The organism is Oerskovia sp. NPDC056781, from assembly GCF_042789955.1.
Taxonomy (GTDB): domain Bacteria; phylum Actinomycetota; class Actinomycetes; order Actinomycetales; family Cellulomonadaceae; genus Oerskovia; species Oerskovia rustica.
Genome location: NZ_JBHUAD010000018.1, coordinates 1 through 24,909, shown reverse-complemented (window position 1 = coordinate 24,909; position 24,909 = coordinate 1). Strand labels below are relative to the sequence as shown.

31 protein-coding genes are annotated in these 24,909 nt (G+C 73.1%); 22 read left to right on the top strand and 9 right to left on the bottom strand.

What is annotated here, in order from left to right; genetic code table 11:
• Nucleotides 1–68 precede the first annotated feature (68 nt).
• Nucleotides 69–557, top strand: coding sequence for a nitroreductase/quinone reductase family protein (locus ACFRCR_RS03195; protein WP_377675521.1), 489 nt, complete (start codon nucleotides 69–71; stop codon nucleotides 555–557).
• A 100-nt stretch (nucleotides 558–657) separates the two neighbouring features.
• On the opposite strand, the gene ACFRCR_RS03190 is transcribed toward ACFRCR_RS03195, so the two are convergent.
• Nucleotides 658–1,329 (bottom strand): M23 family metallopeptidase, encoded by a 672-nt coding sequence (locus ACFRCR_RS03190; protein WP_377675520.1) that lies wholly within the window; start codon nucleotides 1,327–1,329, stop codon nucleotides 658–660.
• A gap of 4 nt (nucleotides 1,330–1,333) precedes the next feature.
• Nucleotides 1,334–1,780 carry a hypothetical protein gene (locus tag ACFRCR_RS03185; RefSeq protein ID WP_377675519.1) on the bottom strand — a complete coding sequence of 149 codons (447 nt, stop codon included), beginning with the start codon at nucleotides 1,778–1,780 and terminating at the stop codon, nucleotides 1,334–1,336.
• Between the two features lie 124 nt (nucleotides 1,781–1,904).
• Between ACFRCR_RS03185 and ACFRCR_RS03180 the strand changes: the two genes are divergently transcribed.
• Entirely contained in the window at nucleotides 1,905–2,933 is a 1,029-nt protein-coding gene (locus ACFRCR_RS03180; RefSeq protein ID WP_377675517.1) for an alpha/beta hydrolase, read from the top strand.
• A gap of 39 nt (nucleotides 2,934–2,972) precedes the next feature.
• Here the strand turns inward: ACFRCR_RS03180 and ACFRCR_RS03175 are convergent, their stop codons facing one another.
• A complete protein-coding gene (locus ACFRCR_RS03175; RefSeq protein ID WP_377675516.1) occupies nucleotides 2,973–3,380 on the bottom strand; it encodes a type II toxin-antitoxin system VapC family toxin in 408 nt (135 codons plus the stop codon).
• Nucleotides 3,381–3,773: 393 nt separating this feature from the next.
• Here ACFRCR_RS03175 and ACFRCR_RS03170 point away from each other — a divergent pair, with 393 nt between their 5' ends.
• The 7 genes from ACFRCR_RS03170 to ACFRCR_RS03140 all read left to right on the top strand — a co-directional run bounded on the left by ACFRCR_RS03170 (nucleotide 3,774) and on the right by ACFRCR_RS03140 (nucleotide 9,116).
• A complete protein-coding gene (locus ACFRCR_RS03170) occupies nucleotides 3,774–3,992 on the top strand; it encodes a hypothetical protein (protein WP_191794753.1) in 219 nt (72 codons plus the stop codon).
• Nucleotides 3,989–6,268, top strand: coding sequence for a hypothetical protein (locus ACFRCR_RS03165; protein ID WP_377675514.1), 2,280 nt, complete (start codon nucleotides 3,989–3,991; stop codon nucleotides 6,266–6,268). The genes ACFRCR_RS03170 and ACFRCR_RS03165 overlap by 4 nt, the downstream gene beginning before the upstream one ends.
• A 152-nt stretch (nucleotides 6,269–6,420) precedes the next feature.
• Nucleotides 6,421–6,915: a hypothetical protein gene (locus ACFRCR_RS03160; protein ID WP_377675513.1), complete on the top strand. Its 495-nt coding sequence runs from the start codon at nucleotides 6,421–6,423 to the stop codon at nucleotides 6,913–6,915.
• A gap of 226 nt (nucleotides 6,916–7,141) precedes the next feature.
• Nucleotides 7,142–7,582 (top strand): SMI1/KNR4 family protein, encoded by a 441-nt coding sequence (locus ACFRCR_RS03155; RefSeq protein WP_377675512.1) that lies wholly within the window; start codon nucleotides 7,142–7,144, stop codon nucleotides 7,580–7,582.
• Nucleotides 7,579–7,983, top strand: a complete 405-nt coding sequence (locus ACFRCR_RS03150) for a hypothetical protein (protein ID WP_377675511.1) — start codon at nucleotides 7,579–7,581, stop codon at nucleotides 7,981–7,983. The genes ACFRCR_RS03155 and ACFRCR_RS03150 overlap by 4 nt, the downstream gene beginning before the upstream one ends.
• Before the next feature lie 68 nt (nucleotides 7,984–8,051).
• Entirely contained in the window at nucleotides 8,052–8,672 is a 621-nt protein-coding gene (locus ACFRCR_RS03145) for a hypothetical protein (protein ID WP_377675510.1), read from the top strand.
• 150 nt (nucleotides 8,673–8,822) lie between these two features.
• Complete coding sequence (locus tag ACFRCR_RS03140; RefSeq protein ID WP_191794768.1) at nucleotides 8,823–9,116, top strand: DUF1905 domain-containing protein; 294 nt, start codon at nucleotides 8,823–8,825, stop codon at nucleotides 9,114–9,116.
• Here the strand turns inward: ACFRCR_RS03140 and ACFRCR_RS03135 are convergent.
• Together ACFRCR_RS03135 and ACFRCR_RS03130 are read right to left on the bottom strand one after the other, a co-directional pair.
• Nucleotides 9,106–10,956, bottom strand: a complete 1,851-nt coding sequence (locus ACFRCR_RS03135) for a SulP family inorganic anion transporter (protein WP_377675509.1) — start codon at nucleotides 10,954–10,956, stop codon at nucleotides 9,106–9,108. The genes ACFRCR_RS03140 and ACFRCR_RS03135 overlap by 11 nt on opposite strands.
• Nucleotides 10,953–11,339, bottom strand: a complete 387-nt coding sequence (locus ACFRCR_RS03130; RefSeq protein ID WP_377675508.1) for an ArsR/SmtB family transcription factor — start codon at nucleotides 11,337–11,339, stop codon at nucleotides 10,953–10,955. The genes ACFRCR_RS03135 and ACFRCR_RS03130 overlap by 4 nt, the downstream gene beginning before the upstream one ends.
• A 78-nt stretch (nucleotides 11,340–11,417) precedes the next feature.
• Between ACFRCR_RS03130 and ACFRCR_RS03125 the strand changes: the two genes are divergently transcribed.
• A complete protein-coding gene (locus ACFRCR_RS03125) occupies nucleotides 11,418–11,987 on the top strand; it encodes a GNAT family N-acetyltransferase (RefSeq protein ID WP_377675506.1) in 570 nt (189 codons plus the stop codon).
• Nucleotides 11,988–12,109: 122 nt separating this feature from the next.
• The gene (locus tag ACFRCR_RS03120; RefSeq protein ID WP_377675504.1) at nucleotides 12,110–12,658 is read left to right on the top strand and encodes a DoxX family membrane protein; all 549 of its coding nucleotides are present in this window, start codon (nucleotides 12,110–12,112) and stop codon (nucleotides 12,656–12,658) included.
• Nucleotides 12,659–12,729: 71 nt separating this feature from the next.
• On the opposite strand, the gene ACFRCR_RS03115 is transcribed toward ACFRCR_RS03120, so the two are convergent.
• Nucleotides 12,730–14,088 (bottom strand): hypothetical protein, encoded by a 1,359-nt coding sequence (locus tag ACFRCR_RS03115; protein WP_377675502.1) that lies wholly within the window; start codon nucleotides 14,086–14,088, stop codon nucleotides 12,730–12,732.
• Between the two features lie 184 nt (nucleotides 14,089–14,272).
• Between ACFRCR_RS03115 and ACFRCR_RS03110 the strand changes: the two genes are divergently transcribed.
• Nucleotides 14,273–14,887, top strand: coding sequence for a DUF305 domain-containing protein (locus ACFRCR_RS03110; RefSeq protein ID WP_377675501.1), 615 nt, complete (start codon nucleotides 14,273–14,275; stop codon nucleotides 14,885–14,887).
• A gap of 16 nt (nucleotides 14,888–14,903) precedes the next feature.
• Here ACFRCR_RS03110 and ACFRCR_RS03105 read toward each other — a convergent pair whose 3' ends face one another.
• On the bottom strand, nucleotides 14,904–15,557 hold the full coding sequence (locus tag ACFRCR_RS03105; RefSeq protein ID WP_377675499.1) for a TetR/AcrR family transcriptional regulator: 654 nt from the start codon (nucleotides 15,555–15,557) through the stop codon (nucleotides 14,904–14,906).
• Between the two features lie 50 nt (nucleotides 15,558–15,607).
• On the opposite strand from ACFRCR_RS03105, the gene ACFRCR_RS03100 reads away from it, so the two are divergent.
• The 4 genes from ACFRCR_RS03100 to ACFRCR_RS03085 all read left to right on the top strand — a co-directional run bounded on the left by ACFRCR_RS03100 (nucleotide 15,608) and on the right by ACFRCR_RS03085 (nucleotide 18,025).
• Nucleotides 15,608–16,396, top strand: coding sequence for a DUF4386 domain-containing protein (locus ACFRCR_RS03100; protein WP_377675498.1), 789 nt, complete (start codon nucleotides 15,608–15,610; stop codon nucleotides 16,394–16,396).
• A 63-nt stretch (nucleotides 16,397–16,459) separates the two neighbouring features.
• Nucleotides 16,460–17,293 (top strand): alpha/beta fold hydrolase, encoded by an 834-nt coding sequence (locus tag ACFRCR_RS03095; RefSeq protein WP_377675496.1) that lies wholly within the window; start codon nucleotides 16,460–16,462, stop codon nucleotides 17,291–17,293.
• 84 nt (nucleotides 17,294–17,377) lie between these two features.
• Nucleotides 17,378–17,668: a DUF4287 domain-containing protein gene (locus ACFRCR_RS03090; RefSeq protein WP_377675495.1), complete on the top strand. Its 291-nt coding sequence runs from the start codon at nucleotides 17,378–17,380 to the stop codon at nucleotides 17,666–17,668.
• 54 nt (nucleotides 17,669–17,722) lie between these two features.
• The gene (locus ACFRCR_RS03085; protein WP_377675493.1) at nucleotides 17,723–18,025 is read left to right on the top strand and encodes a hypothetical protein; all 303 of its coding nucleotides are present in this window, start codon (nucleotides 17,723–17,725) and stop codon (nucleotides 18,023–18,025) included.
• A 54-nt stretch (nucleotides 18,026–18,079) separates the two neighbouring features.
• On the opposite strand, the gene ACFRCR_RS03080 is transcribed toward ACFRCR_RS03085, so the two are convergent.
• Nucleotides 18,080–18,496, bottom strand: coding sequence for a VOC family protein (locus tag ACFRCR_RS03080; protein WP_377675491.1), 417 nt, complete (start codon nucleotides 18,494–18,496; stop codon nucleotides 18,080–18,082).
• Between the two features lie 90 nt (nucleotides 18,497–18,586).
• Here ACFRCR_RS03080 and ACFRCR_RS03075 point away from each other — a divergent pair, with 90 nt between their 5' ends.
• The 3 genes from ACFRCR_RS03075 (at nucleotide 18,587) to ACFRCR_RS03065 (ending at nucleotide 20,198) form a co-directional block, all read left to right on the top strand.
• Complete coding sequence (locus tag ACFRCR_RS03075; protein ID WP_377675490.1) at nucleotides 18,587–18,799, top strand: hypothetical protein; 213 nt, start codon at nucleotides 18,587–18,589, stop codon at nucleotides 18,797–18,799.
• Nucleotides 18,800–18,913: 114 nt separating this feature from the next.
• A complete protein-coding gene (locus tag ACFRCR_RS03070; protein ID WP_377675488.1) occupies nucleotides 18,914–19,549 on the top strand; it encodes a uridine kinase in 636 nt (211 codons plus the stop codon).
• Between the two features lie 178 nt (nucleotides 19,550–19,727).
• Nucleotides 19,728–20,198: a hemerythrin domain-containing protein gene (locus tag ACFRCR_RS03065; protein WP_377675487.1), complete on the top strand. Its 471-nt coding sequence runs from the start codon at nucleotides 19,728–19,730 to the stop codon at nucleotides 20,196–20,198.
• 7 nt (nucleotides 20,199–20,205) lie between these two features.
• Here the strand turns inward: ACFRCR_RS03065 and ACFRCR_RS03060 are convergent, their stop codons facing one another.
• On the bottom strand, nucleotides 20,206–20,940 hold the full coding sequence (locus tag ACFRCR_RS03060; protein WP_377675486.1) for a hypothetical protein: 735 nt from the start codon (nucleotides 20,938–20,940) through the stop codon (nucleotides 20,206–20,208).
• Between the two features lie 301 nt (nucleotides 20,941–21,241).
• Here ACFRCR_RS03060 and ACFRCR_RS03055 point away from each other — a divergent pair, with 301 nt between their 5' ends.
• From ACFRCR_RS03055 to ACFRCR_RS03045, 3 genes are read left to right on the top strand one after another with little or no spacing between them, the layout of a single operon-like run.
• Nucleotides 21,242–22,492: an ROK family protein gene (locus ACFRCR_RS03055; RefSeq protein ID WP_377675484.1), complete on the top strand. Its 1,251-nt coding sequence runs from the start codon at nucleotides 21,242–21,244 to the stop codon at nucleotides 22,490–22,492.
• Complete coding sequence (locus ACFRCR_RS03050; RefSeq protein ID WP_377675482.1) at nucleotides 22,476–23,465, top strand: polysaccharide deacetylase family protein; 990 nt, start codon at nucleotides 22,476–22,478, stop codon at nucleotides 23,463–23,465. Before ACFRCR_RS03055 ends, ACFRCR_RS03050 begins: the two co-directional genes overlap by 17 nt.
• Complete coding sequence (locus tag ACFRCR_RS03045) at nucleotides 23,462–24,850, top strand: MFS transporter (protein ID WP_377675481.1); 1,389 nt, start codon at nucleotides 23,462–23,464, stop codon at nucleotides 24,848–24,850. Before ACFRCR_RS03050 ends, ACFRCR_RS03045 begins: the two co-directional genes overlap by 4 nt.
• Nucleotides 24,851–24,909: the final 59 nt, after the last annotated feature.

Here is a 24,909-nt window from a genome sequence, read left to right as displayed (position 1 = left end):
CGCCGTCGGGTCGGGGTGGCCGGCCAGGCGGCCGTGCGCCGTGCGGCGACCCCGGCCATCATGGGGGCATGACCTCCCTGCTGCAGGTCGTCCGGTCCCTGGTCGCCCCGCTCACGCGCACGCGTGCGTTCCGCCGGGTCGGGCCGGTGGTCCTGCCCCCGGCCGAGCGGGTGCTCGCGCGGTTGTCGGGCGGTCGGGTGCAGCTCAGCGCGTTGCTCGTCCCGTCTCTCGTCCTGCACTCGACGGGCGCGCGGTCGGGCGAGCCCCGCAGCACCTACCTCATGTACACGCCCGACGGTCACGGCCGGGCGATCGTCGCGGGCACGTCGTTCGCGCGCGACCGGCACCCCGCGTGGACGTACAACCTGCTGGCGAACCCGGACGCGTCGATCACGGTCCGCGGCCGGGACATGCGGGTCCGGGCGACGCTCGTCGAGCCCGACGACGAGCGCGAGGCAGCGTGGGACCTGATCCAGGCGCAGTGGCCCGGGTACCGCGCCTACGAGAGGGACTCGGGCCGGGTCGTCCGTCTGTTCCGGCTCCAGCCGCTCGCCTGAACGGGGCCGGGCGACCTGCGGTCGTCGAGCGTGCAGTTCCGGCTGTCAGGCGGGCCGACAGGCGACCCGAACTGCACACTCGGCGCCCGGGACGGCGTCGTCACACCAGCGGTTCGACGACGGAGCGCTCGCCGGGCAGTCCCGTCACCCGGTCGAGGGGCCCGCCCCGACCGCGCGGCCACTCCCGGAAGTCGCGGAACGTGATCGGTACGCCTCGCGCCACGGAGAAGTCGGCGCTGTCCGTGACCTGCACGTGCACGTGCGGCTGGGTCGAGTTCCCCGAGTTCCCGCACGCGGCGACCTGCTGCCCGGCGCGCACCGCGTCGCCGACCTGCACCCGCAGGGACCCGCGGCGCAGGTGCACGAGGGACACGAACGCACCGGAGCCCGCCAGTTCGACGGTCACGTGGTTCCCGGCGACGGCGTGCACGCCCTCGCGCAGTCGTGCCGCGGCTCCGAGCGCGTAGGGCACGAGGGCCAGCTGGGAGCGACGGGCCGCGTGGTCGTCCTCGCCGTCGTGCACCAGGACCACGACACCGTCCGCCGGTGCGAGGATCGGGCGACCGAACGCGACGAAGCGCTCGGGCGGCTCGGTCCCGAGGGCCGTGCGCCAGTCGCGGACCGTGGCCGTGCGGTGCCGGGAGTCGACGCCCACGAAGTCGATCGCGTACCGCTGGCCCAGGACGTCGACGCCGTGGCTGGGCACGCGCCGGGCCGGGCTGTTCTGCACGAGCCACCGCCCGTGGAACGGCAGCGCGAGGGTCACGGTCATCGTGTCAGGCGCGGTCGGCCCGAGCGCGTCGCAGTGCGCTGAACGCCCCCGTCGACCACAGCGCCCACGCGACGAGCACGGGCTGGAAGAACAACCTGCCGAACCGCCTGGCGTCGGTGTCGAGCCCGAACCCGTCCTTGTGCTCGAGCCACTGGCCGACGTTCCCCGGAAAGATCACGACGAAGAACGCCGCCGCGACCAGCCCGACCGCGACGCGCCGCCGCGACAGCACGACCAGGGACGAGCCGAGCGCGATCTCGACCGCCCCTGACGCGAGGACCGTGACGTCCTCGCTCACCGGGAACCAGTCCGGCACCTGGGCGCGGAACTCCTCGCGCGAGAACGTCAGGTGCCCGATCCCCGCGAAGACGAGGCTCAGCCCGAGCGCGACGCGCCCGATCCGTCGGGTCAGGGTGTCGGGCGGTGGGTCGGCGGTCAGCAGGTTCGTCATGCGGCCATGGTCCTCGCGGTCGGGTCGGCCGGCATCCGGACGTGGGCCGCGCGCGCGAGGCCACTGTTAGCGTGACGATCGTCCCCGGGCCACCGGTGGTGTCGTCGAGAGGTCTGGAGCAGGGATGAGCGCGCCGAACGTCCGGACGGATCCCGGACCCGAACGACCCGGCGACGACACCCGCGGACCGCGCGGCGGTCTGGTCGGTCGCCTCCTGCTCGCCGTCCTGGGGGTCGCGCTGGTCGCCGCACCCGTGTGGGTCGTGGCGACGACGGGGGACACCGTCCGCCACCAGCACTGGGCGCTCACCGCGGTCCTGGTGGTGAGCGCGGTCGCCGGTGTGCTTCTCCTCCTGGTGACCGTCGTGCGTGCTCGGCGGCCCGCTCGGCGCCCGGAGCGGTCGCGATCCCGACGGGTGCTTCGCGGGATGTCCCTCGGTGCAGGACTGATGGTGCTCGTGGCCCTCGCTGCGTCGGTCGTGTGGCTCAGGCCCTTCCCCGCGACCGCGCCGGCGCGCGCGGCCCTGGAGAGCGACGGTTCGGTCGAGGTGCTCGACGAGCCAGGATGGATCGCGTTCGTCCCGCGCGGCGGCGACGCGTCCACAGGCCTCGTCTACTCGCCGGGGGCTCGGGTGGACGTGCGCGCCACGGCTGCCGTGCTTCGGCCGCTCGCCGAGGCGGGCCACCTGGTCGTGGCGCTCAAGGAGCCCCTCGGGATCGCCTTCACGTCCCCGAACCAGTCGGCCTCCGCGATGGCGGCGTTCGACGTCGTCGACACCTGGGCAGTGGGTGGCCACTCACTGGGCGGCGTCGTCGCCGCGTCGTTCGCTGCGGCGCACGACGCCGAGGTCGGGGGCCTGCTCCTGCACGCCTCGTACCCGTCTGGCGACATGAGCACCGCGGACGTCGAGGTGACCTCGGTGTGGGGATCGCGCGACGGCCTGACGACGCCCGACAAGATCGAGGCGTCCCGCGCCGACCTGCCTGCCACCACCGAGCTCGTCGAGGTCCCGGGGGCCGTCCACGCGTTCTTCGCCGACTACGGTGCGCAACCAGGGGACGGTCAGCCGACGACGAGCCGGGCCGACGCACAGGCGCAGATCGTCGAGGCGTCGACGGGGGCGCTCGACCGACTGGCGGCGTCGAGACCCTGATGCGACCGGGGCGCCCACCGTTCCCTGTCCCGTCGCCGATCATGCCCCCGCGTCGAGCAGCGACTCGTACGGTGCCGTCTCGACCACTCCCCGGACGGCGCGGGCGAGCTCGACGTCCGCCGTCACGAGGGCTTCCCCCTGGAGCTGCGTGAGGGCCACGTACTCGGCGTCGTAGGTCGAGGCCCAACCGAGCCGATCGGCCACCGTCCACGCGGTGCGGCGCAGCACGCCGTCGCCGAGGAGCCGGATCTTCAGACGGCCGACGCGGGCCAGCCGCTCCCGTCCGACCTCGACGGACAGGTCACCGCGATGCACGGCCTCGTGCAGGGCGGACAACGTCTGCGACCGCAGGAGGGTCGGCGCGAGCAGCTCGTGCGCGTCCGAGACCTGGGCGTCTTCGGTGACGAGCCGCAGGACCGTGCCGGGGTCGACGACGAACCGGGTCATGGTGCACCTCGCTGGTCAGGGGAGAGGAGGGTGGACGTGCCTCCGCCATGGTCCCGCTCGGTGGCGACCGACGCACCCGGGCGCGTGACGTCGTCGGGCAGCGCGGGGCGAGCGTCAGTCCGTGACGCGCACGCGGAGCGGCGCGAGGGCTCCTGCCGCGAGCGGGTACGCGGGAACGCGGGAACGCCGGACGAAGAGGGGACGTCGCCAGGCTCGTCGGCCGGTGGAACCACGGCCCGCACGGCTGTCCACAGGACGGAGGGCCCCGCCGTCTGGCGGTGCGCGCTGCGCTACTGTGCGGTGCGTCGATCGACGCGAGGTTGCTTCAGGGGGCGTGTGGTGGCGAGTGATCTGAGAGTGTCGTACGCGGCGTTGAGCGATGGCTCGACGCGCATGTCGGCGTTGGTGGGGCAAGTCCCGGAGCGGGCGCAGGCGTGGTGCGAGGACGTCGGGAGCCCGGCAGTGGCCGCAGCGGTCGAGGAGTGGGCGCTGTGGTTCTCGACCGAGCTCATGCTGGGACGCGGGGAGCTCGAGGGGCTGGCCGCGCAGGTGAGCGGGGTCGTGGACGCGATGGCACAGGCTGATGCCGGGTTGGCGCGGGTGGTGTCGTGATCCGGTGGGACGAGGAGGACCCTGGCGCCGGGGTGATGAGGGGGCCGACGGGGTTCGCGGCGGTGCTGCGGGGGCACGAGGACGTGCTCGCGCAGGTCGAGTCGGGCATCGGCGGCGTCCAGGACGCGCTCGGGCCGAAGGTGTGGACCGGGGAGGCCGCGAACGCGTGGCAGTACGAGGCGGGGCACACCCGAACGCGCCAGAGGGAGCTGGGTGAGCTCGCCAGGCCCGTGCACGCTGCGCTCGACGAGTACGCGGACGCTGTCGTGAGTCTTCGAGCCCAGGTGTCGTTCCACCGGCAGGCGCGCGAGGACGCTGAGCGGATGCGGTACGCGGTGGGCGGGTTCGACGGGAGCACGAGCCCCGCGGTCGAGGCGCGTCGCGCGATGCTGGCCGAGCAGGCAGAGAGGGACGCGCACGTGGCCGGGGCCGCGTTGCGGGACCTGGCCGTGCAGCGTCAGGCGTTGGACGACAGGTTGGTCCGCGCCCTGGCGATCCCCGGGGCCTCGGGGTGGGCTCAGCGCAAGGAGGTGCTCTCGCGCGCCGGGATCACCGGGGTCGAGGCGTTGGACACCGCCAAGCTCGTGGCGGCGTACAAGAGGTTCACCGACCAGGCGCTGGACGGGGACCTGAAGACCGGGGACGCGACCTACCTGCAGGACTTCTTCACCGTGTGGGGCAAGGACCCCGCGGTCATGGACGCCTACTTCCGGTCCCTGGGCGGAGAGCGGACGCGGGAGCTGGTGAACGCGCTCGGGACGTCGATCACGGACGCGGACCATTCCGTGGACCCAAAGTCGTTGCACGAGCTCGCCACCGCACTCCGGCACGGGCTGTCGAGCGCGTCGCACACCTGGGACGTCCCCACGGCGAGCACCTTCGCAGCGGAGATGTTCTCCGGGGCGACGGGGACGATCGGGGGTGGGCTCTCCGTGATCGGGTGGCTCTTCCACGATCGAGACAGAGCGCCCATGAGCGCCACGTTCGCGACTGCGATGGCTGACCAGATCGATGCGGTCGAACGGTCACCGGGCAGGCCGGGCGAGCTGGGGCTGCTCGACACCAGCGTCGTCGCCGGCGGCCGCAGCCTCATGTGGTTCGAGTCCGACTCCACGGGCTCCATGCCGTCCGACCGCCCGGCGGAGCAGGTGTTCGCCACCCTCGCGCTCTACCCGGAAGCGACGCTGGCGTGGTTCGGACACTCAGGGCCGGATGAGGTGGCGCAGGACCGGAGTCTTGGCGAAGGGCGAGTCAGATACTGGTTCGGCGAGCGCGACTGGAGCGAGTCGTTCACCGGGGACGGGTTCGAGACCCCGGCGACACTGTGGTCCGCGCTCCAGAGCGTGCCAGGGGCTCCCGCGAGCGGGACGTACGACCCGGAGGTCTGGACGACTGCCGAGAGCGTCTCCGGAGGCATCATCCGAGAACTGTCGGGCAACCCCCGGTTCATCACGGAGCAAGTCTCCGATGACGCGGCGATCCGGATGGTCGCATCTCTTGCCGTCGAGATCCCGATGCTCACCGAGTGGGCGATTGTCCGGGGTGGAGACGAAATTGGGACGGTCGTCGATGATCGCCTTCCATGGACGGGGGAAGACCGTGCCGTCGCAGCGGTCAGCCGGACGACTCTCACGGACTTTGCCGGGACGCTCGGGCAGCACCCGACCGCTGGCTGGTATCTCACGCAAGCGGTCGACCACTATCAGCAAAGTCTGATCAGGGTGGCGGCGAGCGCACCGGGGTCCTTCATCCAGGACGGTGTCGAGGTCTTGGACGGGGACGGTGTCTTCGCGCGTGTCGTGGGACTCCAGGCCCTCATCGACGGCGCGACTCACGGGGTCGACATCACCTCGGCTGCGGCGATCGACGCACGCCATCAGAAGCTTGTCGAGTGGCCCGTCGCAGTGATCGAAGAGGCTGTCCCGATACCGGGAACGGACAAGATCCTGGGAAAGGGGGTCGGCTGGGTGGCGGACCTCGCGCTCGGAGAGCTCGTCTCAGCGGGGGTCGAGCAAGGGAACAAGCGCGCGGAGGTGCTGTGGGCGGGCAACGAGAAGCAGGCCGTGATCGAGTCGGACGCCGAGTGCAGGGACCGGGCCGATGAGATGAAGTACCTCTCGGCGCGCATCGTGTTCCAGGTCGCACCCGAGAAGTTCGCGACCGAACAGGGCGCGATCGAAGCGTACGACCAGCAGGCGCAGAAGTACCTCGATGTCTACTCAAGTGCCCGGGACATGACGGATGGAAGCGCAGGAGACGCGGTATGCACGCAATGAGTCGGTGGACGGTTGGCGGCGTGGTCGTCATGTCAGGTGTGTTGGTGGGATGTGGGGGTCCGGAGGTTCCTGGGCCTGCTCCGACGCCGTCGGTGGTGTGGTCGGCGGGGGAGCCGACTGGTGAGCTCGAGTCCGATCCGTGGGTTCGGGCAGTGCGCGCCGCTGCGCTGCCCGAGGCAGTGGCGTTCAACGGACTGGACACGCGGTCGTCGTCACTGCATGCAACCTGGACCCCCGAGGCAATACGCGAGCTGCAATGGACGCTCGGGAAGTTCTCTCGGGAGAACAACGACAACGGGGCCTACCGGGTGCCTGGCCCTCGGCCCTTCGATCCGGTGAGTGTGGAGGTTGCTCCGGACGGGAAGAGTGCCAGGGTGGTTGGGTGCACGGTCTTCGATTGGTCGTTGACCCGGGACGACGCGGCGTTTGACGACGATGATTCAGATCCGGTCAACGGGAGGTTTGAAGTCGTCAGGCAGACGGATGGTTCCTACTTGGTCGATCAGTTCGTGCCGTCAGGCACTCGGTGCGAGTCGCAGAACTTGACAGTCGGGACGTTCGATCCCTTGCCGGACGGGGAGTGGGAGTACTGGCAGGAGGACATCCTCAAGGGCGGCTTCGCGGAGGATCCTTCCGAGGCTCCGTGACCAGTTCGCTGATGGGGTACCGACCGTCGCCCGTCGCAGCGCACCCTGCGGACCGGTCGTCCTCACATCGCGCCGAGCAGCCGGATCGGCAGGCCGCCCACCTGGGCCAGTCGTTCGCGACCCGTCTCGGTGGTGGGTGCCTGGTCGTGGTCCCGCGCCGGCGCGACGCGCGCACCCGGGCACGCGACGCCGTCGGGCCGTCCCAGGCCCCGGCTAACGTGCACGTATGGTGCTGACCCCCGACCTCCTGGCGCGGATCGACGCCGCCGTCACCCTCTACGGCGCGGGCACGCCCTCGACGTGCGACGAGATCGAGGAGGCCGTGCGCGGCCTCGACGTGGTCCTTGACCCTGGGTACGTGGAGGTGGTCGGACGCCACGGCGGGTGCTTCGTGGGCGTCCCCGTCCACGGGCTGCGCAACGCGCCGCTGCTCGAGGACACCGACGTCGCGACCCTCACGCGCGCCTTCCGCGCGGACGGCTGGGCGGTCGCGGACGAAGGGCTCGTGATCGGCGTCGACGGGTCAGGGAACCCTCTCGTGGTCACGAACGACGGCCCCGTCGTGACCTTCGACCACGACACGGGCGAGCGGTACGTCCTCGCGGGACGTTTCGCGGACCTGCTCGACCAGAACCTGCCCGACCTCCCGTCCGAGGCCGGCCGATGATCGTCACGCAGCGCAACGTCCTGGGTGGCCCCGAGCGGGACCTCACCGCCGCGACCGTCCTGCGCCGCGCGCTCCAGGCCGAGTGCGCCCCGCTCGACGTCCCGGGCCTGGACGAGCTCGACGTCATGCTCGCGCTCGGCGGCTCGGTCACGCCCTCGGCCGGACCGGCCGGGGCCCGCCACGTCCGGTTCTCCCGGTCGCGGCGACGGATCACCGCGACGCTCGTCGTGCCCGCCGCCGAGCTCGACACGACGACACCGGAGCTCGACGCCCTGCGGCCCCACCTCGCCGAGCTGGCCGCGACCGTGGCCGCGCGCTGCGCCCCCGACTCCCCGGATGCGGTCCGGGACGCGCTCGCGGGCGCGTTCGAGCGGGCGGTCGCGACGGCGACCCGCGCCTGAGCGGAGCGGGGAGTCGAGGCGCGGGCGCAGTCCCGGCCGCCGGCATCGGCCGTGGGACGATGTCGCGCATGACCGAGCTGACCCTGCACGAGGACGCGAAGCGGCGCGTCGTGCGCACCAACCTGATGCTCATCGGGATCCTGGCGCCGCTCCTCGGGCTGAACGCGGTCGTTCTCGCGATCACCACGCGGAGCATCGCGCTCCCGCTCGTCTTCCTGGGCCTCGTGCTCGCGATGATCCCGCTGACGTACGCCCTCGCCCGCAAGGTCGCCGACACGTCGCGCGTCACGTTCGGTGACGGGACCCTCACGGTCCAGGGGTGGGGCCGGTCGAAGACGTTCACGGTCGAGGAGATGGAACGGGTCGTCACGATCGACAGCATGGGTTTCGCCGGCGCCGCGCCCACCCATCACCTCGTCGTCGTCGGACCGCGCAAGCGTCTCCTCCTGCTCGTGGGACAGATGTGGGACCACGAGCAGCTCTCGGCCCTCGCGCTCGACCTCGCCGGTCGCGGCGTCTCGCTCACGCCGATTCGTCAGCCCGTCACGCCGACCCAGCTCCGTGCGCTCGACCCGCGCCTCGTGCCGTGGCGCCAGGCCCACCCCGTCGCCGTCAGCCTGCTCGTCGGCCTCGGCGTGCTCGTCGTCCTCGTCACGCTGTTCGTCATCGTGGTCGCGATCCTGGTCTGACCAGTCGTCTCGCCGAGTGTGCAGTGCGGGCTGTCCCAGGCGTCCACGGACAGCCCGAACTGCACACTCGGCGCAGGAGCGGCAGGAGCGGCAGGAGCGGCAGGAGCGGCAGGAGCGGCGGACGTCGCGTCCCCGGGGGATGCTGGGCGGATGGAGATCGAGGCCGTCGGCGAGGTGTGGCACTGGCGGGGGCCCGCACCCTTCCACTTCGTGACCGTGCCCGACGACGAGAGCGCCCGCATCCACGAGGTCGCGGCCCTCGTGACCTACGGCTGGGGCATGATCCCGGTCTCGGCGCGCATCGGGGGCACGACCTGGACGACGTCGCTGTTCGCCAAGGACGGCCTGTACGTGGTGCCGCTCAAGGACGCGATCCGGGCGGCCGAGGGCGTCGAGCTGGGCGACACGGTCACGGTGCTGCTCACGCTCGACGTCACGCGGTGAGGGCGTCCCGGGCCGGGTCCCCGGTGGTGCTCGCGGGCGGGGCCCCGGTCCCGGCCTGAGCCCGCGCGACGTGCGAGCGCGCGTGCTCGATCGCGGGCGGCAGGTCGGCGAACAGGTGCTTCTCGTGACGCAGCTCGTCGAGCACGCCGACGCGCGTGAGCACGGGCAGGTGGGCGGGCTGGATGCCCTTGACCAGGACCGTGACGCCCGAGCGTTCGAGGTCCGCGACGAGCTCGCCCAGCGCATGGGCGCCCGTCGCGTCGACGAGGCGCAGGTGGGAGAGCCGCAGGACGACGACCAGGGCGTCCTGGTCGTCGCGGATCTGCGCGTGGATGCGGTCGGCGGCGCCGAAGAACATGGCGCCGTCGAGCCGGTAGAGCGCGATGTGCTCGTCGCCCGGCAGCGCTGGTCCGGGCAGCGGCTCACGGTGCACGGCCGCCGCCTTCGCGACCGACCGCAGCGCGAAGAACGCCGCGACGAGCAGCCCGATCTGCACGGCCTCGATGAGGTCGACGGCGATCGTCACGACCGCGGTCACGACGAGCACGACGGCGTCGGCCCGGGTCGAGGTCAGCACGGCGCGGAGGGTCGCGACCGAGACCATGCGCACCGCGGTGACCATGAGGACCCCGGCCAGCGCCGCGAGCGGGATCGCCGAGACGGGGCCTGTCGCCAGGTAGATGACGCCCAGGATCACGACCGAGTGCACGACCGCCGCGAGCCGCGTCCGGGCACCCGCGCGCACGTTGACCGCGGTCCGTGCGATCGCGCCCGTCGCGGGCATCCCGCCGAACATGCCGCTCGCGATCGACGCGAGCCCCTGGCCGACGAGCTCGCGGTCGGGGTCGTAGCGGTGGGTGGCGTCGTCGGGCACGGTCGTGGCGCCCGACGGGCCGCGTGACGGCGTGGCGGTTCGGGACGCCGCGGACCGCCCCTGCTCGGGCGACGGCATGGCCGCGGCGACGCGGGCCGAGAGGAGGGACTCGATCGCGGCGAGCGCCGCGACCGCGACCGCGGGGCCGATCAGCGACCGCAGCACGCCCGCGTCGAGGTGCGGCACGGTCGGCAGAGGCAGGGAGTCGGGCAGCGCCCCGATGCGCGCGACGGGGGCGCCCGTGAGCTGGACGACGACGGTCGCGAGCACGACCGCGACGAGGGACGCGGGCAGGGCGGGGGAGATGCGCGGCAGGACCAGCATCACGACGGCGACGAGCGCCACGGTGCCGAGCGTCCACAGGGCCGTGGGGCCGTTCGCGAACGCCGCGACCACCGAGTCGACGGCGACGATCAGCGGGTTGCCGCCCACCGCGCCGGTGACACCCAGGGCCGCGGGGACCTGCTGGAGGAAGATGATCGCGGCGATCCCGGCCGTGAACCCCTCGACCACGGGCCACGGGATGAACGTCACGACACGCCCGAGCCGCGTCACCCCGGCCAGCAGCACGACGACGCCCGCGAGGATCGCGACGAGCGGCACCGCCGCAGGGCCGTGCTGGGCGACGATCGGGGCGAGGACGACGGCCATCGCCCCGGTCGGCCCGCTGACCTGGACGCGCGACCCGCCGAACACCGCGGCCACGATGCCCGCGACCACGGCCGTCACGAGGCCAGGACCGGGTCCGACCCCGGCACTCACACCAAAAGCGAGGGCGAGCGGCAGGGCGACCACGCCGACCGTGATCCCCGCGAGGAGGTCGGCGCGCAGCGTCCGGGGCCGCAGGTCGACGTCGGCGCGCGAGGGGAGCAGGTCGCGAGGCGACCGGACCGAGCGCGGTGAGCGGGTCGAGCGGGCCGGCGGGGTCGAGCCGAGGGGACGGGACGGCCGGGGCGCCCGTGTCATTGCCCGGTCCGTCCGCTCTCCCCCTGGAGGGGAGGAAGCTCGTCCGCGGCGGCGAGCTGTCGCCCGGACGCGTCGAGCGTCTCGCGCAGGAACGCCCGCGCGACGACGAGCAGCTCGGCGACGAGCGGCCTGCTCAACCGGTAGACGACCGTGTTGCCCGTGCGCGACGACGTCACGACGCCGGCGCGCTTGAGCACCGCGAGGTGCTGGGACAGGACCGAGGCCTCGACGCCGGTCGCGGCGAGCAGGTCGCTCACGGGGGCCTCGTGGTCGGGCGCGGCGCTGAGGACCTCGAGCGCCTGGATGCGGGTGGGGTGCGCGAGGGAGCGGAACAGCTCGGCCTTGATCGCGTAGAGCGGCGCCGTGGTGGCGGTGGTGGGCACAGGACCTCCTGGAGACTTGATGAGTTTAGCAATTCCTCAAACCGCCCTGCCTCGCAGCTACCGTGGCATCATCGCGGCGTGCCCCTCCTCACCGAGCCCACCGTCGACCCCGGCCGTCTGAGTGCGCAGCCGATGCCCGTCCTCGCGGGCGACGGCCTGACCCTGCGGCCCTGGGTCCGGGCCGACGCACCGGTCCTCGTCGCCGCGTACCAGGACCCGGCGATCCAGCTCTGGCACGCTCGCGCGATGACCGACGTCGCCGAGGCGGAGGCCTGGATCGACTCGCGGCACGAGCACTGGGTGCAGGAGACGGCCGGAGACTGGGCGGTCGAGTCCGACGGGGTCGTGGTCGGCCGCACCGCGCTGCACCACCTCGACCTGCACGAGGGTGGGGGAGAGGTCGGTTACTGGGTCCTGCCTGCCGTGCGGGGTCGCCGGGTCGCCCCTCGGGCCGTGGGGCTTCTGGTCGCCTGGGCGTTCGAGGACCTCGGCCTGCACCGGCTGAGACTCGTGCACTCGACGCGCAACGAGGCGTCGTGCAAGGTCGCGCTCGCCGCAGGGTTCGTGCCCGAGGGCACGCTCCGGGAGAGCGGCAAGCACGTCGACGGCTGGCACGACATGCACCTGCACGCGCGTCTCGCGGGCTGAGCACGGCCTCATCTGGCCCTCATCAGCGATGGCTACGCTCGCCGAGCCATCACATATCGGGACGTCACGGTGCTTTCTCCACGAAGCGCCGCGTGTCCGCACGCTCTCGACGAGGAGAACAGATGCCTGCTGCCGGACCCCAGACCTTGCCCTCGCCGCCCTCGCCGCAGCCCCCGCCCCTCACCGGCGCCCCACCGGCGCGCCCCGGGCTCCTGGGCCGGTCCGACGCCGTGGCCGTCGCCCTGGCGATCCACCTGACGCGGTGGTCGGTCCCCGCGCTCCGGGTCACGCTCGGCCTCGTCTTCCTGGGGTTCGGGGTGCTCAAGTTCTTCCCCGGCGCGAGCCCGGCGGAGCAGATCGTCACGCAGACCGTCGGGGCGCTGACCTTCGGCGTCGTCGAGGGGACGGCGGCCGTGGTCCTGACGGCGGTCGTCGAGACCGTCATCGGGCTGACGCTCCTCACGGGGCGATGGCTGAAGGTGGGCCTGGTCGTGCTTGCGGTCGCTCTGGTCGGCATGATGTCGCCCACCGTGCTCTTCGCGGACGAGCTCTTCGGCGACGGCATGACGCTCATGGGCCAGTACGTCCTCAAGGACGTCGTGTTCGTCGCCGCGGCAGCCGTGGTCGCGTCCGTCACGCTCGGGGCGCGGCTGACGTGCGACGCGCGCTGACGCGCTGAGCCCGCCGCAGCCCGACGGCGCCACGCGCGTGACGCCGTCGGGCGGGCGAGGAGCGACACGCCTCAGGAGTCCCAGATGGCGCCGTACGCGGGGATGCCCCGTGACTCGAGGCCCTCGACGACCTCGAACGTCGTCGGACGGTTCGAGATGCAGATGACGGCCTCGGCGCCGGTCGTGCGCACCGCGTCGAGCGCGAGGGCCACGAGGTCGGGCTTGCCCAGGGCGCGCGTGTCCCACACGAGGGCGTCCGGCAGCGACTCCGTGATCTCGGCGACGAGCCCGGGTCCGAACGTGGCCTCGGGCGTGCGGGTGACCCACACCAGGTGGGCGGGCGCGCCTGCGAGCAGGCTGGGCAGGCACGGGCCGATCCCGCTGCCCGTCGTGATCCACACGACCTTGCGGAAGAGCTTGCCGACGTTCCCTGCCCCGGCCGTGGGCACGCCGCGGACCCACACGTGGTCCGGCGGGGAGTCGATGAACGACCCCGTCCAGTCGCCCGCCCGCGAGATCGCGAGGCGCAGCTCGGGGCGGCTCGGGGTGACGAGGTTGGCGAACGGATGCCACTGACCGAGAGGGTGCCGGGCGATCGTGGTCGAGGAACCCACGAACGTCCGCGAGTCGTGGTGGAGGCGCACGATCGCGACGTGGGACGAGGGCGTGTGCACGTCCACCGCGACCTTGCGCAGGTGCAGCCACGGCAGCCCCACGCACACGATCACGACCGCCAGGACCCACGTCGCGGGGGCTGAGAGGATCGCGGTCCACGGGTCGCTCGGCGCGAGGTCGTGCGCGAACAGGACGGTCAGGGCAGCGAAGCCCGCGAGGGTCGACCAGCCGCCGAGCCGGTGGCTCATCTCGAACAGGTCGTGGCGCCTGCGGCGCAAGGGCGCCGTGGCCAGGGCGGCGATCGTCAGCAGCAGCAGCGCGAGCACGACGACGACCCCGAGGGTCGGACCCGACAGCAAGCCTCGCCCGGGCGGGCTCAGCGCCGTCGCGGCGAACACCGTGAACCACGCGGTCGCGGAGATCGCGGCCCCGACGTGGACACCGCCCAGGTGGTAGACCTTCGCGAGCCCCGCGCGGACGCGCAGGGGCCACGTCACGGGCGCGCTCGTCGCGAGGCGGAACAGCAGGTTGACGACGTGCTGCTGCCGGATCACAGCCGCGGCCCCGAGGTTCAGCGCGGCCGCCGTGAGGGTCAGGTCGAGACGGGCGGGCGTCGACGAGCCCGGGAGCAGGGCGACGGCCGCCGCGACGTTGATCGCCAGGACCAGGACGACGAGCCGCACGTACGGCATGAATGCCGGGCGCGTCCACAGACGACGCCACCCGGTGAGCAGGGGCGGGAAGTCTGTCTGGTCAGCGGCGCGCGCCAGGGTGGTCGCGGCCGAACGGTGGTCTGTGGACCGGGGGGAAGTCATACGGTGGCCTCCTCGTCGAGTGCGCTGACCATACTGTGGCGGCGGCCACCGGGGCGCGAGATCCACAGGGTGATCCGGTGGCACGGGCACAGCGGGCTCCCAGACTTCGCATCTACCCTGGTCGGACGCTCGCCGGCACCGGCGCCCGCGTGCCCCGGCGATCCCGAGACACACCGGAGTCCTCATGAAGAAGCTGCCCGCCGCCCTCACCGCGCTCGTCCTGACCGCCGCCCTCGCGGGCTGCTCGGCGGGGAGCGGGTCGCCCTCGGGGGACGGGAGCGCGCCTGCCGCGAGCGGCTCCGCGGGAGCCCCGGCCGAGGTCAACGACGTCGACACGCACTTCGTCGCGATGATGACCCCGCACCACGAGCAGGCCGTCGAGATGAGCGAGATCGTCCTGGCCGTCGACGGGGTCAGCGAGCCGACGCGCGACCTCGCGCAGCGCATCCTCGACGGTCAGACCGAGGAGATCGGGACCATGCTCGGCTGGGCCGACGCCTGGGGGATGGACGACCTCATGCAGATGCACTCCGTGCACGTCGCGAACGGCATGCTCACGAGCGACCAGATGGGGTCCCTCGAACGTCTCGCGGACGCGAGCACGGGTGACGCGGCCGCCGCGGCCGAGGCCGAGAAGACGTTCCTCGAGCTCATGCACTCGCACCACGAGGGCGCGATCGCGATGACGCAGGGCGAGATCGAGGGCGGCGGCCACGCCGAGCTCCGCGACCTCGCACAGGTCATGGTCGACGTGCAGACGGCCGAGATGGCCGAGATCGACACGCTGCTCGGGCGGTAGACGGCCCGGCGGCGGGTCAGTCCTGCGGTGCGAAGCCCGCGATCCCGTCGAGCACGACGGCGAGGCCCACCTCGAACTCGTCGCCGAACGCGTACCCGGGCCGGAGGACGAGCTCGGTCGCCATCTCGGTGAGGTGCGGGAACGACGTCGCCATCGACTCCTGCCGGGCCATGATGTCGGTCGCGACGTCGGCGATGCCGCCGTCGGCCGGGACGGGCAGCGCCTGCTCCTGGAGGGCGAAGCCGCGCACGTAGCTGTCGAAGAGGGCGAGTGCGTGCCCGGTCGCGGCGACCGTGAACCCGTCGCGGCGCAGCGCGCCGATCATGGCGTCGAGGTGCGCGAGCCGCGCCGGGCCCGGAGCAGACCGGGAGTCGAGCAACGCCGTCGCCCAGGGGTGACGCGCGAGAGCGGTCCGCGTCGAGCGGGCGACCTCCTCGAGCCCTGTGCGCCAGCCGGTCGCTGGTCGCGGCGAGGCGATCTCCCCGATCACGAGGTCGACCATGCCGTCGAGGATCTCGCCCTTGTTGCGGACGTGGTGGTAGAGCGACATGGCCTCGACGCCGAGCGTCGTGGCAAGCCTGCGCATGCTCAGGGCCTCCAGGCCGGACTCGTCGGCGAGTCGGACTGCGGCACGCAGAGCGTTCTCACGGGTCAACGGAGGTCGGGCCATGGAGTCACCTTACAGCGTATGGTAGCGTCGGAAATCCAGCCTTACACCGTATGTCTGCCCCGGAGGACACCATGTCCGAGCACCGCACCAGCGTGACCGACAGCGCCGTGACCGACAGCGCCGTGACCGACAGCGCCGTGACCGACAGCGCCGTGACCGACAGCGCCGTGACCGGCAGCGCCGTGACCGGCAGCGCCGCGACCGGCCGACGCACGACCACCACGATCGGCGTCCTGTTCCTGTCCGCGTTCGCCCTCTACGGCGCGGGGAGCCTGCTCGCCGCGGGGACTACGAGCACCGCGGGAGCCGGCGGCGCCCCCGCGGCCGGCGTCGTGCTTATCCTCGTGAACTCCCTCGCGGTCCTGGCCATCGGCATCCTCTTCGTCCCCGTCCTCGCGCGCCGCAGCCCCGCTGCCGCGACGGCGTACCTCGCGGCCCGGATCGTCGAGGCCGTTCTCCTGGCCGTCGGCGGAGCGGCGCTCTGGGCGCTCGCTGCCGCGCAGGGAGACCCGCTCGTGGGCGGGGTGCTCGTCGCCCTGAACGACGCGGCGTATGCGCTGGGGATGGCGACCCTCGGCGCGGGCAGCGTTGTCCTGTGCGTGACCCTGCTGCGGGCGGCGCTGGTGCCGCGCGGCGTCGCGCTCTGGGGAGCGGTGGGCTACACGCTCTTCGCTCTCGGCTCGGTGCTCGAGCTCCTCGGGATCACCGGCGCGGGTCTCGTGCTCGCCGCTCCGGCGGGCCTGTTCGAGGTGTTCCTCGGCATCTGGCTGATCGCGGTCGGGCTCGGACGACGGGGTGCGGACACGACGGCCGTGGCGATGAGCACGAAGGACCGATGAGTTCCGGCCGCCCGGTCGGTCCACCCCCTCGACCACCCGTCCTGCGCACCCCCGGAGGCTCCCGTGACCGACACCCCGACCGGTCCCGCGACCGCCCGGACGCTGCGGGTCCCGGGCGCCACGCTCCACCACGAGGTCCGGGGCCGGGGTCCGCTCGTGGTGCTCGTCGGCGCCCCCATGGACGCCGACGCGTTCGCGCCGCTCGCCGACCTGCTCGCGACCGACCACACCGTCCTGACGACCGACCCGCGCGGCATCCACCGCAGCACGGTCGACGACCCGGACCAGGACACTCCGCCCGAGGTCCGGGCCGACGACCTCGCGCGGCTCCTGGCCCACCTCGACGCAGGTCCCGCGACCGTCGTCGGGTCGAGCGGTGGCGCCGTGACGGCTCTCGCCCTCGCCCAGTCGCATCCCGCCCTGGTCCAGAGGGTCGTCGCGCACGAGCCGCCGCTCGACGCCCTCATGCCGGACCGTGAGCAGCTGCACGCCGCGACCCGCGAGCTCGTGGACGACCACCGCGCGGGCGACGTCGTCGGGGCCTGGCGGAAGTTCTTCGCGGTCGGCGACATCGACGTCCCGGACGAGATGGTCGAGCAGATGTTCGGCGGCGAGCGCGACCCGCAGCAGGTCGCGGACGAACGCTTCTGGTTCGCGCACGACCTCCTGGGGACCACGCTCTTCGAGCCCGACGTCGAGGCGCTGCGCGCCTCTCCCGTCCGCGTGGTCGTCGGGGTCGGCGAGGACTCGACGGGTCAGCTCTGCGACCGGACCTCGTCGGCGCTCGCGGCACTGCTCGGCACCACGACCACGCTCTTCCCGGGCGACCACACGGGCTTCGTCGACGACCCGTCGGCCTTCGCCCAGCGCTTGCGCACGGTGCTCGGCACCGCTTGAGTCGCACCGGGACGGCACGGCCGGACCCGCCCGACCCACCCCGCCCGACCCACCCCGCCCGACCCACCCGAATCGAGGAGAACCATGTCATTTCAGGCCTACCTGGACGCGGTCGAGGACAAGACCGGCCTCACCCCGCGGCAGCTCGTGACGATCGCGCACGAGAAGGGCTACGACGACCCGGCCGTGAAGGCCGGAGTGATCGTCGAGTGGCTCAAGGAGGACTACGACCTCGGTCGCGGTCACGCGATGGCGATCGTCCACGTCATCAAGAAGGGCCCGAGGATCGACAGCAAGCACGTCGGCTCGACCGGCACGCACCGCGACGAGTCCGACACCCTGTGGCTGGACGGCAAGGCGACCAAGCCCGCCTGAGGTCGCGCGGCCCTGCTGCCCGACGACGGGCCGCGCCCCGCTATCCTCCACGCCATGCGTATCCCCAAGGCCGTGGTCGGGTGGACCGTCGCGGCCGTCGTCGTCACGACGCCGGTCGTCGTCTGGGTCGCGAGCTGGACGACGACCGAGCAGACCTGCGTCGTCGAGAGCGACGTGGCCCCGCACACGAACCGCTCCAGGACGTACTACGACGTGCGGACGTCGTGCGGCCTGCTCGGGGTCGACGAGAGCCGCCAGAGCCGGTTGGACGACGCGATCGACCCGGGGCAGACGTACCGCATGACGATCGAGGACCGGACGATCGCGCAGTGGCTGATCGACGTCGAGGAGCTGTGACCCCTTCCGGTGCGGGGCACGCAGACGCGGCCTGACCGTGGACGAGGCGGGGAGTCAGCCCACGAAGAGGCAGAACGGGTGGCCTGACGGGTCCGCGTAGACCCGCAGTGGCTCCTCGGGGTCGTCGGAGCGGTCCCGGAGCAGGTGGGCGCCGAGCGCCAGGGCGCGTTCGTGCTGGGCGTCGAGGGCCTCCCGGTCAGGGACCGTGCAGTCGAGGTGTACCTGCTGGGGGACGGCAGGGTCGGGCCAGGTGGACGGCGGCAGGTGCTCGACCTGCTGGAACGCGAGCGGCACCCCGCCCGGCGAACGCAGGACCAGCCAGTCCGCGCCGGCAGGGTCCGGCTGGCCGGTCGCGGGTGGCTCGTCGCCCGCGCGGTACTCCAAGCCGAACAGGGCGCGGTAGAACTCGGCGAGGCTGCGGGCGTCGGTCGTGTCGAGCACGACCTGCCGGATCGTCGGGAACGTGGTCATCGTGGACGCCTCCTGGGAGCGGTGGACATGTTCCCACCGTGCTCCGGGCCCGGGCAGCCCGCAATCCGCGCCCGTTGGTAGGTTCCTGCCGTGGACACGCCACCGACGACAGCGCTCGACCGTCTGGCCGACCTCACGGCCGAGCTACCCGAGGTGCCCAGGCCGCAGGAGGTCGAACGCGTGGCTGCGGCGGTGCGGGCCGCGGCGCTGGACGGGGCGTCGACCGACCGGATCGCGACGGTCGGCCACCTGTCCGTCCGCTGGGTCGGGGACCTCCTCGGGGACTCTTCCGCAAACGGCTGAGGGCCGCGCAGGCGGTGTCGGGGAGGCCTCCCGCCGGACCCCCACCGTGTCCGTCGTCGAGTGACACCCGGGGTGCGCTGAGCCGCGCGGCGGGCGCCGTGGCATCCTGGCCCGGTGCGTGTCGAGCCGGTCAGCCAGGAGGTCCTCGTCGCACGGGTCGCCGCGCTCGTCGTCGAGCGCTCGCGCGGCGACGCGACGGCGACGAGGGTCCTCGTCGACGGCCACCCCTCGACCCGGCCCGAGGACCTCGCCGACGCTCTCGTCGAACCTCTGCGCGTCGCCGGCCGCCCGACGGCGCGCATCAGCGTGCGGGACTTCCTGCGGCCCGCGTCGTTGCGGCTCGAGCACGGGCACGAGGACCCGGACTCGTTGCTCGACGAGTGGATCGACGTGGGGGCGCTGAACCGGGAGGTGCTGGCCGCCGTCGGGCCGGACGGGGACGGGCGCTACCTGCCCACCCTGCGCGACCCCGTGACCTCGCGCTCGACGCGCGCCGGCTACGTCGAGGCGCCACCGGGGCTCGTCGTGCTGCTCGACGGGTCCTTGTCGCTCGGGCGCGGGCTCGACGTCGACCTGACCGTCCACCTCGCCCTCCAGGAGGCGACCCTGGCACGGCGCACGCCGCCCGCCGATGCCTGGACGCTGCCCGCGTACGAGCGCTACCGGTCCGAGGTGGCGCCCGGGCGGACGGCCGACGCGGTCGTGCGCGTCGACGACGCGCGGCGCCCCGCCTGGGTCGCGCGGAGGTGAGGTGATGCGCCGGGGGCGACCGGCACGGGCCACGACGCCCGACGGCGGCACGCACCCGGGCGGAGGAGGTCCGGTATGGTCTGCGCAGCGTCGCGTGCCGGTGGCAGACCGTGCCAGGCATGGAGGCGCCGGACACGAAGGAGCACGACGATGACCACGTCGCCGCCTTCGCCCTCGCGTGACTGAGGGCGAGAAGACCAGGCTCGTCGCCTGGAGCCACGAGCTGCGCGCCGTGCACGACCGGCTGCGCGAGGCGCTGCGCGTCACCCGGGCCGCGCTCGACGACGGAGCGGCCGCCGAACCCGCGACCCGCGACCTGCTGCTGTTCTGCCACGGCTTCTGCACGGCTCTGACGGGCCACCACGAGGGCGAGGACCGCGAGCTGTTCCCCGCGATCGCGGCCGCCCACCCCGAGCTGGTCGGGACGTTGCGCACCCTGAAGCAGGACCACTCGATGATCGCGCACCTGCTGAGCGGGCTCCTGGCAGCGGTCGACCGGGCGGCGACGCCGGACGAGCTCGACCGTCACCTCGAGGGGGTCGCCGCGATCATGGAGTCCCACTTCCGCTACGAGGAGCGCATGCTGCTCACGGTGCTCGACACGCTCGCGCTCGACGCGGACGCCCGCGACGTCCTGGGCCCGCTCTGACGGGTCCTCAGCCTCGTGAGACCGTGACCCGCCCGTTGGACGAGGACGCGTCGATCGTGAACTCGCCGTCGGGGTCGTCCGGGACGGTGACGTCGGTGCCGCCCAGGTCGGTCTCGGCGCGCACCCGGTAGCTGCCGTCGGGGACAGTGACCTCGACCCTGCCGTTGTCGGTCGTCGCCCGGACGTCCTGCGGGGTGGTGAGGGTCAGCTCGACCGCCCCGTTGGACGTCTCGGCGTCGACGCCGGCGGTGCCGCCGAGCCGTGTCCCCGTGACCTTGCCGTTCGAGGTCCGCGCGACGATCCGGTCGTCGATCGCCGTGAGGGTGATGGACCCGTTGGACGTCTCGACGTCCACCGCACCGGTCGCGGTCAGGTCGATGCTGCCGTGCTCGGTGCCGCCCGCGACGGGCAGCCCCGCGGGCAGGTCGACCGAGTAGCTCGCCGAGCAGTGCCGGCCGCACCCGGACAGGACCAGGACGCCGTCCTCGACGCGGTGCGTCTCCTGCTCGGGATAGGCACCCGCATAGTCGACCGTGCGCTCGACGCCGACCTCGGTCGCGGACGCGTCCCCGCGCAGCGCGACGGACCCGGCACTGAGGTCCAGTCGCACCGACGTGATCTCGTCCGTGACCGTGTAGGTGTCGGTCGCGATCGATCGCGGTCCGAACCCGCACGCCCCGAGCGTGAGCGCCGTGACGGCGACCAGGCCCGCCGTCACCAGTCGCCGGTTCGTGGTCCGCATGTCGATCCCCTGTTCGTCGTGTCCGAGGTGTTCGTGAGGTCGTGGTGGGGGCCCCACCCCCCGGCGGGGCCCACCACCATCGAGGCTAGGGCGGAAAGGGCTCGGGGCGACATCGGGTGTTCCCCCCATTTCGCCCTCGGGGTCAACCCCGAGTGCGGCGCGGCATCCCGCGCCGGCGACGGGGTGAACCCTGGCGATTCGCCGAGCGGTCACGAACCTCCGCGCGGTACTCTCGCCCGGGTAGGGAGGTTTCCGACCTACTCATGTCCAGGGGAACGACCGTCGACGGAGACCGGTAGACATGCTTCTTGCAGGAGATCAACGACTGCTCCGGGAGATCAACGCCCGCGCAGTCCTCGAGGTGCTCGACGCCCACGACACGCTCGGACGACCCGAGATCGTCGCGGCCACGGGCCTGTCCAAGACCACCGTGGCCCTCGCGCTGCGGACCTTCGTCGAGCACGGGCTCGTCGAGGAGGCCGGTCTCGACCACGACCGACGCGGCCCCGCGGCCACGCTGTACCGCGTCGACCCCGAGCACGGCTACGCGCTCGCGGTCGACATCGGCCACGTGCGCGTCCGCGTGGCGCTGGTCGACCTCGTCGGCCGGGTCCGGGCCCGCGCCGAGCAGCCGCTGTCCGTGAAGGAGCCCGAGGCGCGCGCGAGCGCGGTCGAGAAGCTCGCCGCGCACTGCGTCGCCGCGGTGCGCCACGACACGGGCGCCGCGTCCGTCGCGATCCGGTGCGCCGTCGTCGGGCTCCCGGCGATCGTGGGCGCCGACCACGCGATGGTGCGCCGCGTCCCCGGCCTGGAGAAGGGCGGCCCCACGCTGCACGCCGCCCTCGAGCAAGGCCTCGGCTGCCCCGTCGTCCTCGAGAACGACGTCAACCTCGCCGCGATCGCCGAGCAGCGTACAGGCGCGGGCAAGGGTCTCGACTCGTTCGTGCTGCTGCGCCTGGGGATCGGTCTGGGCGCCGGGATCGTCATCGACGGCAAGCTGCACCGCGGCGCGTCCGGCGGGGCCGGCGAGGTCGCGTTCCTCCCGCAGCCCGGCCGCGCGCTCGGCGCCGAGAGCATCGGCGCCGCGTCGCTCGCGACGTCGGCCAAGGAGGCGGGCCTTCCCGCGGGCCTCGCGCCGCACGAGGTCCTCGACCTCGCGGCCGACGGCGACGAGCGTGCGGTCGCGGTCGTCGACGAGCTCGCCGGGCGCCTCGCCGTGCTGATCGCGTCGGTCGCGCTCCTGCTCGAACCGCAGAAGATCGTCCTGGCGGGCGTCGCACGCGAGGACGCGGTCCTGGGCCGCGTCCAGACCTACCTCGCCGAACGGGTCGGCATCCTGCCGATCGTCGTCGAGCCCAGCGCCGTCGCGGCCGACGCCGTGCTGCTCGGTGCGGCGGCCCTCGCCCGGGACACGCTGCGGGACCAGGCGTTCACGGCCGCGGTCCGGCGCGCCGCCGAGTCGGAGGACCTGACCGACGACGACGCGCCCCTCGACGCGGACCTCGCCACCGGCCACGCCCCCCGAGGAGCCGACGATGCGCGCACCCTCTGACCTCGTGACCCGGCTCGGCCTCCCGCCGGACGCCCGGGCCCTGGTCCTCAACGCCGACGACTTCGGCATGTGCCGCGCCGCGAACCGCGCGATCACCGAGCTGCTCGTCGCGGGCCACCTCGACTCCGCGACGCTCATGGTGCCGTGTCCCTGGGCTCCCGAGGCGCTCGCCTTCGCGGCCGACCGCACCGACCTCGACCTGGGCGTGCACCTCGTGCTCACGAGCGAGTGGACCCGGTACCGGTGGCGCCCGCTCACCGGGGTCGGGACGACCCTCGTCGACGACGCCGGGTACTTCCCGGCCGACTGCCGCAGCGTCGAGCTCCGGGCGAGCGACGCGGACGTCGCGGCCGAGCTCGCCGCCCAGCTCGACGCGGCGCTCGCCGCGGGCATGGACATCACGCACCTCGACAACCACATGGGCTCGGTCTACGGGCTCGAGACGGGCCGCAGCTTCCTGCCGCAGGTCTTCGAGCTCGCGGCCCGTCACGGCCTGCCGTTCCGGCTGCCGCGCACGGTCGGCCTGGGACTGCCCGACACCTACCGCTCGGTGCTCGACCAGGCCGCGGCCGCGGCCGACGCGGCCGGCGTCGTGATCCTCGACCACCTCACGACGCACCCGTTCGAGCTGCTCGGGGAGGGGACGCCCGACGAGGAGGACTACGCCTCGATGAAGGCGGGCTTCCTCGACCTGCTCCGCGCGACCGAGCCGGGCGTCACCGAGGTCTTCCTGCACCCCATGCTCGACGACGAGGAGCTCGGCGACGTCGCCGACTACGCAGTCGCCAAGCGCGGCTTCGAACGCCGGCTGCTGGCCGACCCCGACGTCGCCGCGACCCTCGCCGCGGAGGGGATCGTGCGCGTCGGCTGGCGCGACCTGCGCGACGTCCAGCGAGGGATCGACCCCCGGGTGCGCGACGCCTCGGGCGCCCCGGCCGCCCGGGCGAGCGACGCCGTCGGGGGGGCTCGATGAGCGCGCTCACGGCCCTGCGCGACCGGCGTCTGACCGGTCTCCCCACGCGCGGCCAGACCCTCGCCTACGGCGCCTCGGCGTTCCCCGCGAACCTCATGGCGCAGACGTTCTCGGCCTTCGTCGTGTTCTTCTACGTCGACCACCTGCGGCTGCCGGCCGGCTGGGTCGCGGGCGCGATGGTCGCGCACGGCATCCTCAACGCGCTCCTCAACCCGCTCGTCGGCGCGGCCTCCGACCGGCACCGCACCCGCTGGGGGCGCCGCGTCCCGTGGATCGGGCTGGGGATCGTGCCGCTCGTGGCGGCGTTCTCGCTCGTGTGGATGCCGCCCGAGGTCAGCCCCGCGGGTCTGCTCGTGTGGTTCCTCGTGGTGGTCGCGGTCTACGACGTCGCATACGTCGCGGTCGTCCTCAACACCTCGGCGCTCTTCCCGGAGATCTTCCGCACGACGGCGGAGCGCGCCCGTGGCAACACGCCGCGCCAGATCTTCGGGCTCGTCGGGATGATCCTCGGTACCGCCGCAGCACCGCTGCTCTACGGGTCACCGCTCGGGTGGGTCGGCATGGGGCTCGTGCTGGGCGCGCTGTGCCTCGCGTTCTTCGTCTGGTCGCTCGCGGGCATGGTCGAGCGTCCCGTCGACGAGGTCGAGGTCAGGGCTCGCGAGGCCGCGCTGCCGCTGCGGGACCAGCTCCGGTACACGTTCGCGAACAAGGCCTTCGTGACGTACGTCCTGGGCTCCCTGCTGCTCCAGTCCACGACCGCGATCCTGCTCGCGTCGGTGCCGTTCTACGTGCGCTACGTGCTCGGTGGCGCCGAGGCCGACGCGACGCTCGTGCTCGCGCCGATCTTCGTCGTCGCGATCCCCTCGATCGTCGGCTGGTCCTGGGTGGTCCGCAAGGTCGGCCCGCGCCGGGCGTTGCTGTGGTCCGTCGCGGCGTACGGCGTGGCCGTCGGCCTGTTCATGCTCCCCGGCTCGCTACCGGGGGCCATGGCCGTGGCCGCGCTCGTGGGCATCGGCGTCGCGGGCATGATGCAGCTCCTCGAGGTCGCGCTCGGGCAGGTGATCGACGACGACGAGCGGCGCACCGGGCTGCGCCGCGAGGGCATGTACTTCGGGGTCAACGGGTTCGTGGTGCGCGGGTCGGTGATCGTGCAGGCGGTCGTGATCGCCGTGGTCCTCGGCGCGACGGGCTACGACGCCGGACTCTCGGTGGCGGCCCAGCCGGCGACGGTGTCGACCGGGATCCGGGTGCTCATGGGCGGCGTGCCGCTCGTGGTGGCCGGCCTGGCCTGGCTCTGCTTCTGGGCCTACCCGCTGCGCGGGCTCGACGTGTCGGGCGCCGCCGGTGACGACGAGCCGCAGAGTGCCGAGGCGCTGAGCCGCTGATCCCGACACGTCCCGGGGTGCGGGGCGTGTCAGAGTGGGCGTGACCCAGGGGGCACGCC

Bases quoted from the DNA above. Each gene is read 5' to 3' on its own strand.
- ACFRCR_RS03170 (WP_191794753.1), top strand. From the start codon at position 3,774: ATGTCGGCGTTGGTGGGGCAAGTCCCGGAGCGGGCGCAGGCGTGGTGC.
- ACFRCR_RS03140 (WP_191794768.1), top strand. From the start codon at position 8,823: ATGGAGATCGAGGCCGTCGGCGAGGTGTGGCACTGGCGGGGGCCCGCA.
- ACFRCR_RS03055 (WP_377675484.1), top strand. From the start codon at position 21,242: ATGCTTCTTGCAGGAGATCAACGACTGCTCCGGGAGATCAACGCCCGC.
- ACFRCR_RS03110 (WP_377675501.1), top strand. From the start codon at position 14,273: ATGAAGAAGCTGCCCGCCGCCCTCACCGCGCTCGTCCTGACCGCCGCC.
- ACFRCR_RS03060 (WP_377675486.1), bottom strand. From the start codon at position 20,940: ATGCGGACCACGAACCGGCGACTGGTGACGGCGGGCCTGGTCGCCGTC.
- ACFRCR_RS03190 (WP_377675520.1), bottom strand. From the start codon at position 1,329: ATGACCGTGACCCTCGCGCTGCCGTTCCACGGGCGGTGGCTCGTGCAG.
- ACFRCR_RS03185 (WP_377675519.1), bottom strand. From the start codon at position 1,780: ATGACGAACCTGCTGACCGCCGACCCACCGCCCGACACCCTGACCCGA.
- ACFRCR_RS03155 (WP_377675512.1), top strand. From the start codon at position 7,142: ATGGTGCTGACCCCCGACCTCCTGGCGCGGATCGACGCCGCCGTCACC.
- ACFRCR_RS03135 (WP_377675509.1), bottom strand. From the start codon at position 10,956: ATGACACGGGCGCCCCGGCCGTCCCGTCCCCTCGGCTCGACCCCGCCG.
- ACFRCR_RS03145 (WP_377675510.1), top strand. From the start codon at position 8,052: ATGACCGAGCTGACCCTGCACGAGGACGCGAAGCGGCGCGTCGTGCGC.
- ACFRCR_RS03120 (WP_377675504.1), top strand. From the start codon at position 12,110: ATGCCTGCTGCCGGACCCCAGACCTTGCCCTCGCCGCCCTCGCCGCAG.
- ACFRCR_RS03175 (WP_377675516.1), bottom strand. From the start codon at position 3,380: ATGACCCGGTTCGTCGTCGACCCCGGCACGGTCCTGCGGCTCGTCACC.
- ACFRCR_RS03050 (WP_377675482.1), top strand. From the start codon at position 22,476: ATGCGCGCACCCTCTGACCTCGTGACCCGGCTCGGCCTCCCGCCGGAC.
- ACFRCR_RS03045 (WP_377675481.1), top strand. From the start codon at position 23,462: ATGAGCGCGCTCACGGCCCTGCGCGACCGGCGTCTGACCGGTCTCCCC.
- ACFRCR_RS03115 (WP_377675502.1), bottom strand. From the start codon at position 14,088: ATGACTTCCCCCCGGTCCACAGACCACCGTTCGGCCGCGACCACCCTG.
- ACFRCR_RS03100 (WP_377675498.1), top strand. From the start codon at position 15,608: ATGTCTGCCCCGGAGGACACCATGTCCGAGCACCGCACCAGCGTGACC.
- ACFRCR_RS03150 (WP_377675511.1), top strand. From the start codon at position 7,579: ATGATCGTCACGCAGCGCAACGTCCTGGGTGGCCCCGAGCGGGACCTC.
- ACFRCR_RS03090 (WP_377675495.1), top strand. From the start codon at position 17,378: ATGTCATTTCAGGCCTACCTGGACGCGGTCGAGGACAAGACCGGCCTC.
- ACFRCR_RS03085 (WP_377675493.1), top strand. From the start codon at position 17,723: ATGCGTATCCCCAAGGCCGTGGTCGGGTGGACCGTCGCGGCCGTCGTC.
- ACFRCR_RS03080 (WP_377675491.1), bottom strand. From the start codon at position 18,496: ATGACCACGTTCCCGACGATCCGGCAGGTCGTGCTCGACACGACCGAC.
- ACFRCR_RS03105 (WP_377675499.1), bottom strand. From the start codon at position 15,557: ATGGCCCGACCTCCGTTGACCCGTGAGAACGCTCTGCGTGCCGCAGTC.
- ACFRCR_RS03180 (WP_377675517.1), top strand. From the start codon at position 1,905: ATGAGCGCGCCGAACGTCCGGACGGATCCCGGACCCGAACGACCCGGC.
- ACFRCR_RS03195 (WP_377675521.1), top strand. From the start codon at position 69: ATGACCTCCCTGCTGCAGGTCGTCCGGTCCCTGGTCGCCCCGCTCACG.